At 47.5% G+C, this 10,139-nt stretch carries 12 protein-coding genes and 1 riboswitch; of the genes, 11 read left to right on the top strand and 1 reads right to left on the bottom strand.

Going from position 1 to position 10,139, the window contains the following annotated elements:
* Positions 1-199: 199 nt before the first annotated feature.
* Positions 200-442, bottom strand: coding sequence for a DUF2626 domain-containing protein (locus ACSZLD_RS15315; protein WP_168006401.1), 243 nt, complete (start codon positions 440-442; stop codon positions 200-202).
* A 228-nt stretch (positions 443-670) separates the two neighbouring features.
* Here ACSZLD_RS15315 and ACSZLD_RS15310 point away from each other — a divergent pair, with 228 nt between their 5' ends.
* The 11 genes from ACSZLD_RS15310 to gcvPB all read left to right on the top strand — a co-directional run bounded on the left by ACSZLD_RS15310 (position 671) and on the right by gcvPB (position 10,117).
* Positions 671-1,129 (top strand): YtxH domain-containing protein, encoded by a 459-nt coding sequence (locus tag ACSZLD_RS15310; RefSeq protein WP_377910692.1) that lies wholly within the window; start codon positions 671-673, stop codon positions 1,127-1,129.
* A 130-nt stretch (positions 1,130-1,259) separates the two neighbouring features.
* On the top strand, positions 1,260-2,327 hold the full coding sequence (gene comGA, locus ACSZLD_RS15305) for a competence type IV pilus ATPase ComGA (protein WP_444685686.1): 1,068 nt from the start codon (positions 1,260-1,262) through the stop codon (positions 2,325-2,327).
* Positions 2,324-3,352, top strand: coding sequence for a competence type IV pilus assembly protein ComGB (comGB, locus tag ACSZLD_RS15300; RefSeq protein ID WP_377910690.1), 1,029 nt, complete (start codon positions 2,324-2,326; stop codon positions 3,350-3,352). The genes comGA and comGB overlap by 4 nt, the downstream gene beginning before the upstream one ends.
* A gap of 16 nt (positions 3,353-3,368) precedes the next feature.
* Positions 3,369-3,674, top strand: coding sequence for a competence type IV pilus major pilin ComGC (gene comGC / locus ACSZLD_RS15295; protein WP_377910689.1), 306 nt, complete (start codon positions 3,369-3,371; stop codon positions 3,672-3,674).
* Positions 3,658-4,095 carry a competence type IV pilus minor pilin ComGD gene (gene comGD, locus ACSZLD_RS15290; RefSeq protein WP_377910688.1) on the top strand — a complete coding sequence of 146 codons (438 nt, stop codon included), beginning with the start codon at positions 3,658-3,660 and terminating at the stop codon, positions 4,093-4,095. The genes comGC and comGD overlap by 17 nt, the downstream gene beginning before the upstream one ends.
* 356 nt (positions 4,096-4,451) lie before the next feature.
* The gene (locus ACSZLD_RS15285; RefSeq protein WP_444685685.1) at positions 4,452-4,943 is read left to right on the top strand and encodes a competence type IV pilus minor pilin ComGF; all 492 of its coding nucleotides are present in this window, start codon (positions 4,452-4,454) and stop codon (positions 4,941-4,943) included.
* Positions 4,940-5,308, top strand: a complete 369-nt coding sequence (locus tag ACSZLD_RS15280) for a hypothetical protein (RefSeq protein WP_377910686.1) — start codon at positions 4,940-4,942, stop codon at positions 5,306-5,308. The genes ACSZLD_RS15285 and ACSZLD_RS15280 overlap by 4 nt, the downstream gene beginning before the upstream one ends.
* Positions 5,301-5,813 (top strand): shikimate kinase, encoded by a 513-nt coding sequence (locus tag ACSZLD_RS15275; protein ID WP_377910685.1) that lies wholly within the window; start codon positions 5,301-5,303, stop codon positions 5,811-5,813. The genes ACSZLD_RS15280 and ACSZLD_RS15275 overlap by 8 nt, the downstream gene beginning before the upstream one ends.
* Before the next feature lie 103 nt (positions 5,814-5,916).
* Positions 5,917-6,008, top strand: a riboswitch (glycine riboswitch).
* Between the two features lie 200 nt (positions 6,009-6,208).
* A complete protein-coding gene (gcvT, locus tag ACSZLD_RS15270; protein WP_377910683.1) occupies positions 6,209-7,297 on the top strand; it encodes a glycine cleavage system aminomethyltransferase GcvT in 1,089 nt (362 codons plus the stop codon).
* A gap of 1 nt (position 7,298) precedes the next feature.
* A complete protein-coding gene (gene gcvPA / locus ACSZLD_RS15265; protein WP_444685684.1) occupies positions 7,299-8,645 on the top strand; it encodes an aminomethyl-transferring glycine dehydrogenase subunit GcvPA in 1,347 nt (448 codons plus the stop codon).
* A complete protein-coding gene (gene gcvPB / locus ACSZLD_RS15260) occupies positions 8,642-10,117 on the top strand; it encodes an aminomethyl-transferring glycine dehydrogenase subunit GcvPB (RefSeq protein ID WP_444685683.1) in 1,476 nt (491 codons plus the stop codon). The genes gcvPA and gcvPB overlap by 4 nt, the downstream gene beginning before the upstream one ends.
* The last annotated feature ends 22 nt before the right edge of the window (positions 10,118-10,139 follow it).

Here is a 10,139-nt window from a genome sequence, read left to right as displayed (position 1 = left end):
GGCCATCTTCACTGTGAACTTGAAGCGAATCCTGAAACTAATCGGTACAACGTAGCCGCTGCAAACCACACGATCAACAAAAAACCGCCCGTTTCTCCAAGGTTGGGGAGAAACGGGCGGTTTTCATATGAGATTCTGCGATACGAAACGAAAAATCGCTAGATTTTCAGTGGCCCCGCATGAACCGGGTGGTTTTGCATCAGTGTCCGACGCTTGGTACCATGATGAATGTCGTGTAATAAGTAAAGCCGACGAAAAAGACCGTTAAGTATGCTCCGAAAATATAAATATAGGCCCGTTCAGACAGGTTAAGATAGCTCAGCGCGATAAAGACTGCCGTTTGAGCAAAGAATAAAATAGCAGCTTCCAGCATGTCCCCGACCAGAAACAAAACAGCAAAAATTCCGGTCCAGAAACCGAGAACCCGAAACATGCGCTCCATGCTTTTCCCCTCCTTCTATGTAGTAGCTTCAAATAAGTATGAACGAAAGTAAGTTCACCTTATTATAAATCTTTCATATACGGTTTGTAAACTGATGTCATGAAAACGTTTGTGAACATTACGTTGCATCCAAACGGAAAATCATGTTTATTTTTCCGAAATAGAAGGAATTAGACAAATTATGTAGAACAAACTTACATACGTACTTTTAAAAGGAGGATGTTAGGAATGAGTAAAATGGACACGAAAGACTTTATTATAGGGGCACTTGCAGGTGCAGTCGTAGGTGCAGCGGCAGCGATGCTGTATGCGCCAAAATCAGGGCGTGAGCTTCGTACCGATATTAACGAAAAAGCTTCCAGCGTAGCTGATCGTACGTCCGAATGGACAAACACAGCAAAAGAAAAAGGAGCGGAATATTCTCAAACTGCCAAGCAAAAGTCTGATGAATGGACTAGTGCTGCCAAAGAACAATTTGAGCGAGTAGCAGAGAAAGCTTCTGGAGTAAAGGACAAAGCGTCTGATATGGGCGAAGAGCTGGCTGAAGATGTAAAGAGCATTATGGAAACAGAAAAGACAGAAGGAAAAAAGCTCGCTGAACAGGTTGTTCAGGAAATTGAAGAAACGAAGCAGCGTCTGCGCAGCGACGTGGAAGCTCTTAAGACAGAAGAAAAAAACAAGCAGTAGATAGAAGCCGCCTTAAGAAAGATCTTGAGGCGGCTTTTTTACTTTCCGATCAACAGGAAAATAAAAGCAGGAATTTTCGAATGGGTGTCGAATATATGTTCTATAGCCTAATAGAAAAGGATGGTGGTTTATGGAAGCACCTGCAGCGTTAAAACAACTGCTGGCTGATGCTGTTAAATTGAAAGCCTCTGATATTCACCTTATTCCGGCAGAAAATGGCCTTAGAATCAGGTACCGCGTCGATGGAGTTCTGCTGGACATCAGACAGATTCCGTTCTCTTCGGGAAGAAAGCTTGTCTCCCATATGAAGTTTATTGCTGGTATGGATATTGGTGAACGGCGCCGTCCGCAGAATAAGAGAATGGAAGTGACGCTTCAAGGACAAACGATTTTTGTCAGACTGTCCACATTTCCATCAGCACTGCTCGAAACACTTGTACTTCGTATTTATCCGGTCGAATCTTCAGCCGGCCTGCTGAACCTGACGCTATTCCCCAGGCAGGCAGCCTCCCTTCAGAAATTAATCCATTGCCCGCACGGACTCATTCTTATATGCGGTCCAACCGGTTCCGGAAAGACTACTACACTATACTCCCTACTGAAAGACAGAATGACATATGCAACAGAAAATATTATGACACTTGAAGATCCTGTAGAGCGCAAAGAATCAGGACTGCTGCAAATGGAAATAAACGAAAAAGCGGGCGTTACGTATGCTGCCGGTCTGCGCAGTTTACTTCGACATGATCCCGATCTGATCGTCATTGGTGAGATCAGAGATGAAGAAACAGCGGCTGTAGCAGTGAAAGCTGCGATGAGCGGTCACCTCGTTCTCTCCAGTCTTCACTGCAGTTCCGCTTCAGCTGCAGTCAGGCGGATGCTGGACCTGGGTGTTGACCGGGCTGATTTGCAGGAAGTGCTGCATGGTACTGTGTCGCAGCGGCTTGCAGATCTTGCCTGCCCATATTGCAACAGTTCGTGCTCTATTTATTGCAGAAGCAGGCGTGAAGTCAGAAGGAAAGCGATATTCGAAATTCTTATGGAACAGGAGCTGCAAGATGCGTTTCATCAGCTTGAGACAGGGGTTCCTGCTTCAGTCCCACGCATCGATATGCAGAGACTCCTTATTAAAGGTACGGCACTCGGCTACATTCCATTCAGCGCCTGGAAGCAGAAACGAAAAGGTTCGGTTCGTTGAAAAAGCGGAGCGGGTTTAGAAACGATATGGAACGCGGCAGAATGCTGCTCGGCATTTCTGAGCTGTTACGAGAAGGGTATATGCTGACTGATGCGATCGGTCTGTATGGGTCGTTCTTAAGCGGTCGGGCAAAGGCATGGCTGGAAGATGCTGAAGAACAGCTGCATCAGGGAGAGCTCTTCAGCGAACAGCTTTCAGAGGCCGGTTTCACAGGTGAAATTGTTAGTTATCTGAAAATGATGGAGCTTCACGGGTCCTTTCAAAACGGAATGGAAAACAGCGGGCGGCTGCTTGTGAAGCGGGCGGAAATGCAGAAGGAAGTAAGAAATGTTCTATATTATCCAATAGTACTCATAGCTGCTGTCGTTGTCCTCGGCATTGTTTTAATGGAGGGGATTCTGCCTCAATTCGAACAATTTTTTGCGGCAATGGGGAGTGAACTGCCTGTCTACACGAAAGTGCTGCTGTTTTTAATTGAATGGGTGCGTATTCCATTCATTTTAGTATTCAGCGTAGCCTTGCTGCTGACCGGGATATGGTTTCAGCGGCTGCCTGTGAGCCGGAAAATTCAATTGCTGTTAAAACTGCCGGGATTGCGTACATATGTGAAGCAGCTGCTAACGTACTTTCTTTGTGCCCAGACAGGGCCGCTCCTGCGCGGAGGGATGTCGCTGCAGGAGTCTCTTCTGACGCTTGAGGAAGACGCAGAAATACGGTTTTTTCAAGGGGAGGCAGCATCGCTGAGAGAGGGGTTAACGAGTGGGAGGCCGATGACGGAGCTGATTGCTGAACGATCTTACTATGTGCCCCAACTGGGAAACGTCTGGACGTTTGGTGAATCCAGAGGAAAGCTTGGAGAAGAGCTGGAGGCATTTGCTAATTATATGATGCAGCAAATTCAGTTGCAGACAGGAAACATGATTCGTATTATACAGCCCGCTGTGTTTATTCTCGTAGGGACGGTCGTAATGATTTTGTTCTTATCAATGATGATGCCAGTATTTTCCATTATGGAATCATTTTAAAAAGGAGGAAAAAGACATGAAAAAGCGATTATCGGAAAAAGGATTTACGCTGATTGAGGTGATGGTTGTTCTCGTCATCATCTCCATTCTGCTGCTAGTATTCATTCCAAACTTGACTAAAAACCAGGGGGTTGCCAACAGTAAAAGCTGTGAAGCAGTACTGGAGCTTACGGAAGCTCAGATTTTAGCGTATAAAGCCGATCATGGAACACTGCCAAGCTCCATTGCAGATCTGAAAGGTGACTATCTCGATTCAGATACGTGTCCGGACGGTTCACCTATCACCATAAACGGTTACCGGGCCAGTGTTTCGTCCAATTAAGCAGCATGGGTTTACCTTGATGGAAACGATGGTTGGGCTCGCAGTGATCTCAATCATTATCTCCATTGGAATATTAGCGGTGGAACAAACGGTTTTTCAGCTGAATAAAGAGCGAATCATTTACGAATTACGAACAGATTTGCTCAAAGCTCAGCATCACGCAGTATACACCGGTAAAGAGGTAAACGTCAGATTTTCTCCTGACGGCTCATATGAAATCAGAACGTCGTCGGGTCAACTTACGAGGAAACATCATCCCAACGTTACGTTTCAACGGTTGACGCTGGGGCTCCACGAAGTTGTATTTTTACCTAACGGAAACATTCGGAAATTCGGACAGCTGCGAATGGAAATAGAGGACGAAGTCTACCGGATTGTGTTTATGATCGGAGGTGGCAGATTTTATGTGGAAGCTGTCTGAGCGGGGCTACATCATGCTGGAAGTCTCTCTTGCTTTATTGATTCTCGCAGCTGCGGCTCTTGTTTGTTCTGCTGTAATAGGAGCCTACGGGATGGAACGGAATAGCCGTCATCTTGAAAAAACGGCAGCAGCGTACCTTGCCCAGTTGTCACTTGCGGATGCTGAAGCTAAAACAGTGCTAGATGTGGAGGGGGTGCAATGGAAGGTTGCCAGTTACAATGCTGAGCCTTTTACGGAAGTCTGTTTATATAATAAAACGCATAAACGCGAGATTCGGAACTGCAGATATTTTTTCAGCGGACCGCAAAGCCAGAGGTGGAATTATGATTCAGGTCCTCGCGGGGTTCCTGGCTCTCATGATAATCATTCTGCTTTTTACAGCAGGCTATGCGGTATTGGTGATGACTCTGACAGAAGAGCCTGGCTTTCATCCGTATGAATTTGCAGTGTTTAGCTCCCAGCTTGAACAGGAAATCAAGCAAGCGGACTCGTTATCCGTTTCGCCTGGCGGCGACCGGCTGGTGATGACGGCTGATGGAGCGGTTGTAACATACGAGCCTTATGGATCAGGGATAAGAAGGCGTGTTAATTACACGGGCCATCAGATGATGCTGCAGCAGGTATCCAGCTTTACCTTTACCGTCAGTGATGAATCGGTAACTGTTGCAGCGACCGGTTCCGGAAGAACACATCGCGCAGCTCTGCTGTATCCCGGGGGTTTATTACATCGTTCTTATCAGATAAAACATACTAACAAGCCTGGCGATTTGAAACGTGATGAATCGTGCCTGCCCGATCGGAATTCGCTCACACAAGGTGTCTGCCTGGTTGACGGGAGCAGCAATTGAACAGCGAGAAAGGGTTCGCTTTACTTTATGCGATGCTATTACTGCTGATGATGAGCACGGCTGTCCTCGTCATCACTGCTGACATACAGAATATGCATGCCCTTCATGAACAGGAAATGAAAAGAAAAAACACAGCAATGCTCCAGCAGTCAGCGTTAGAATCGCTTATCCATTCAGGATTTTCAGAAGAATTAACCTGGAGCTACAGGAAAGATCAAATTCATGTGCAGCGTGATCCGCTTGAAGAAAATCGCTTTTTCATAACTGTCACATCCGGCTCCTATACAAGAGAGGCAGAGTTTGTCTATAATGAGGAAAGCCGACAGATTTCAGCTTGGAAGGAGCGCGTATGGAGTCATGACTAAAAGGGAAACGGTTTATTTAACCGGATTTATGGGCGCTGGTAAAACCACGTGCGGCAAGCTGCTTGCCGAAAAATTGAGCTTGCCGTTTATTGATCTGGATGACTGGATTCAGAAGCATCACAAAAAGTCAATTCCAGCTATATTTGCTGAAGAGGGAGAAGCTGGTTTTCGGAAGCGGGAACTGGATGCGTTGAAGACGGTATCGGGGTCAGCTGCAGTAGTCTCGACAGGAGGGGGGATAGTGGAAACTCCCGAAGCTCGAAACCTTCTGTCTAAAAACAGCTGTTTTTATTTGAGCGCCCCTTTTGAAGAACTGTTTAAACGAATCGAAGGGGATGCCTCAAGACCGCTCGCCCTGCTCGAAAAACCGAAACTTCAGGAACGATACGATAAGCGGGTGCCGCTATATGAAGAGTGTGGGTACTGCATTGATTCCGAGAAACTGACACCTGAAGAGCTGTGTGAAAAGCTTGCCGGGATGCTTCATAAACGCGATCCCATGTAATGGCTGTAAATGCGCCTGTTTCTAAAGGAATGACTTGCCTGAAAAAAGAGAATAGTGGTACGATAAAGACGCAGGAACGACATGTGAGAAAGATATAATGCGAATGACAGCAAGGGGAGAGAACGGAATCACCGTCGCCGAAGGAGCAAGCGAATTATCGTGAATCTCTCAGGCAAAGCAGACTCTTGTTGGACGCATCTCTGGAAAGACCCGTGCAGGAATGGGTCACCGATGGGGAAACTTTCCCCGGAGCCGCATGCTCCAGTGGAAAGGTAAACTCTCAGGTCAACAGGACAGAGGCGTACAGGTGCTGAGGCATCCGTATGCACTCTGTCCTTTTTCGTTCTTTGCGACCAGTCAATACATAACATAATTCAGAATCAGGGGTGGAAAACATGGGGAAACGTACACCGCTTTACGACCGTTATGCAGCATACGGAGGCAAAACGATTGATTTTGGAGGTTGGGATCTCCCGGTTCAGTTTAGTTCGATTAAAGAAGAGCATGAAGCTGTCAGGACAAAAGCCGGTTTATTTGATGTTTCGCATATGGGAGAAATTCGTGTCACTGGTGAAGGAACTCTGGATTTTCTGCAGAAAATGCTCACAAACAATGTGGAAAAGGCGGCTGATGGACAGTGTCAGTACACAGCAATGTGCTATGAAGATGGAGGAACGGTCGATGATCTGTTAATTTACCGGTTCAACTCCGAAGATGTGCTGCTCGTCGTAAATGCTGCGAACATTGAAAAAGATGAAGAGTGGCTGCGAAAGCACGCAGATGATCGTGTCACGATAACAAATGAGTCAGAGGAAACGGCCCAGCTTGCACTTCAGGGTCCTAAAGCAGAAGAACTGCTGCAGGAGCTCAGTGACACGAATCTTGCCGATATTTCCTTTTTTCGCTTTCGAGAAGTGAAAATTGACGGTGTAAACGCAGTTGTATCAAGAACTGGCTACACTGGAGAAGACGGGTTTGAAATCTATCTTCATCAAGATCGGGCAGCTGAACTTTGGGATACGCTCATTGATCAAGGAGCAGCTCCGATCGGTCTTGGCGCAAGAGACACGCTGCGTTTTGAAGCAAAGCTTGCGCTCTATGGTCAGGAGCTTTCTGCGGACATTACTCCGATTGAAGCTGGAATCGGGTTTGCTGTTAAAACAGATAAACCGTCGGATTTTCTAGGAAAAGCGACGCTTCAACAACAAAAAGCAGATGGGCCCCCGAGAAAGCTTGTCGGGATCGAGATGATCGATAAAGGCATTCCGCGGAATGGCTATAAGGTGTTTGGCGAGGAAACGGAAATCGGTTTTGTCACAAGCGGTACACAGTCCCCCACCCTGGGTAAAAATGTCGGTCTGGCTTTGCTGTCGGCTGACTGGACCGCAATTGGTACAGAAGTAGTGGTGCAGGTCAGAAAGAAAAAACTGAAAGCTGTTGTCGTTGAAACCCCGTTTTATAAACGATCTAAAGGAGGAAACTAACATGAGCAGTCATCGGTATCTGCCGTCAACAGAGCAAGATCAGCAAGCTATGATGGAAACGATTGGAATTGATTCGTTAGAAGAGCTATTTGCAGACGTTCCTGAGGAAGTTCGGTTTCAAGAGGCACTGAATGTTCCAGAAGCACTGAAGGAAACAGCGTTAATCAAAGAAATGCAGCGGCTCGCTGAAAAGAATACGAACGTGAAAGATGTACCTTCCTTTCTGGGGGCTGGTGTGTATGAGCACTACATTCCATCGGTCGTAAACCATATGCTGCTCCGTTCAGAATTTTTCACAGCCTATACGCCGTATCAGCCTGAGATTTCTCAAGGCGAGCTGCAGGGGATATTTGAATTTCAAACGATGATTGCTGAGCTCACCGGCATGGATCTCGCTAACTCTTCGATGTACGACGGTCCTACGGCTCTGGCTGAGGCAGCGATGATGAGCTGCGGTGTGACTAAGAAGAAGCATATTCTCGTTTCGGAGGCCGTTCACCCGGAAGCTGTGGAAGTACTGCGAACGAATGCAAAGGGCCAAAACCTGGAAGTCGTCGTTGTCGAGGCAGAAGATGGGCAAACAAACCTGACTGCGCTGGAAAACAGCTATTCTGAGGATACAGCCTGTGTCATCGTGCAGTATCCGAACTTCTTCGGCCAAATTGAAGATTTGGAAGAGATCGAAAAAATTGCTCATAGCAAAAAAGCACATTTTATTGTTTCATCCAATCCGCTGAGCCTGGGCATGCTGCAGCCGCCCGGAGAATTTGGAGCAGATGTTGTAGTAGGGGACGCTCAGCCGTTCGGCATACCAACCCAGCTGGGAGGACCGCACTGCGGCTACTTTGCTGTGACGAAAAAGCTGATGCGTAAAGTACCGGGCAGACTTGTTGGTGAAACAGTGGATGAAGACGGAAGACGAGGGTTTGTTTTAACGCTTCAGGCTCGGGAGCAGCATATCCGTCGCGACAAAGCTACCAGCAATATTTGTTCCAATCAGGCACTGAATGCGCTCGCTGCATCTGTGGCCATGAGCGCGATCGGAAAATATGGTCTTCAGGAAATGGCTTCTCAGAACATGCAAAAGGCCCACTACGCGAAAAAGCGCCTTCAGCAGGCTGGTTTTGAATTGGTTCATGATGGCCCGTTCTTTAACGAGTTTGTGATTAACCTGCCTGCACCGTGCGAACGAGTAAATGAGGCACTGTTTAAGAAAGGCATCATCGGCGGACTGGATCTAGGCAGATTTTACGAAGGACGCGATCATCACATGCTGATTGCAGTTACAGAGCTTCGTACGAAGGAAGAAATTGAAGCACTCGCAGAAGGACTGGAGGGATTAAAATGAGAACGGAAGAACAGGCGCTCATTTTCGAGCTGAGCAGAGAAGGTCGAATAGGTCACAGCCTCCCGGAACTGGATATTGATCCGGTTGAAGAGCAGGAGCTGCTGCCATCTAAGTATCGCAGAAAAGAACCAGCTGAACTGCCGCAGGTCTCCGAGCTTCAACTCGTCAGACATTATACGGCTTTATCACGCCGTAACCATGGAGTAGATTCCGGCTTTTATCCGCTCGGGTCGTGTACGATGAAATACAACCCGAAAATCAATGAAGATGTAGCGCGATATCCGGGCTTTGCTCACTTGCATCCGTATCAGCCGGAGTCACAGATTCAGGGTGCGCTTGAATTAATGTACGAACTGCAGCGGACTCTTGAAGTTGTAACAGGTATGGATCAAGTGACGCTTCAGCCTGCAGCGGGGGCGCACGGTGAGTGGACCGGGCTTATGCTGATTCGCGCTTATCATGAGGCGAACGGCGATTACGGCCGTACGAAGGTCATTGTTCCAGACTCGGCACACGGCACGAACCCTGCCTCTGCTGTCGTAGCTGGATTTGACGCTGTTACGGTTCGCTCCAATGAAGAAGGACTGGTAGATCTCGAGCACCTGCGTGAGCTGGCAGGCGAGGACACAGCGGCGCTGATGCTGACGAATCCAAATACGTTGGGGCTGTTTGAACGCGATATTGTTGAAATGGCTTCCATTATTCATGAAGCGGGCGGGAAATTATACTATGACGGAGCTAACTCCAATGCAATTTTAGGCATGACTCGTCCCGGTGATATGGGATTTGACGTCGTACACTTAAATCTGCACAAAACGTTTACAACTCCACACGGTGGAGGAGGACCTGGTTCTGGTCCGGTTGGGGTTAAGCAGGATCTTGTTCCGTATCTACCAGCTCCGATCGTTGCAAAAGAGGGCGACAGCTTCAGGTTTGCCTGGGAGTTTCCGGATACGATTGGCCGAGTGAAGCCATACTACGGTAACTTTGGAATTAATGTACGTGCCTATACGTATATTCGAACGATGGGCCCGGAAGGATTGCGGCAGGTTTCCCGTCAGGCAGTGCTGAATGCAAATTATATGCTGCGCAGGCTGCAGCCGTACTTTGACACGCCATATGAGCAGCATTGCAAGCACGAGTTTGTATTGTCAGGGAAAAGACAAAAGAAACTTGGCGTCCGAACGCTGGATATCGCAAAGCGGTTGCTTGATTTCGGCTATCATCCGCCGACGATTTACTTCCCAATTAACGTCGAGGAATGCCTCATGATTGAACCGACTGAAACAGAATCGAAAGAAACACTGGACGAATTTTGCGATGCGATGATTCAAATTGCTAAAGAAGCAGAAACGAATCCTGAGATTGTTCAGGAGGCTCCTCATACGACGGTCGTAAGCCGTTTAGATGAAACACAGGCAGCCCGTAAGCCAATCTTGCGCTGGCAAGCGAAAGAAGAAGCAACCGTTTAATTTAAAAGAAGAAAAAGCCTTC

Source organism: Alkalicoccus luteus (assembly GCF_052061695.1).
Classification (GTDB): Bacteria; Bacillota; Bacilli; order Bacillales; family Salisediminibacteriaceae; genus Alkalicoccus; species Alkalicoccus luteus.
This window is presented reverse-complemented; position numbering and strand designations above follow the sequence as displayed.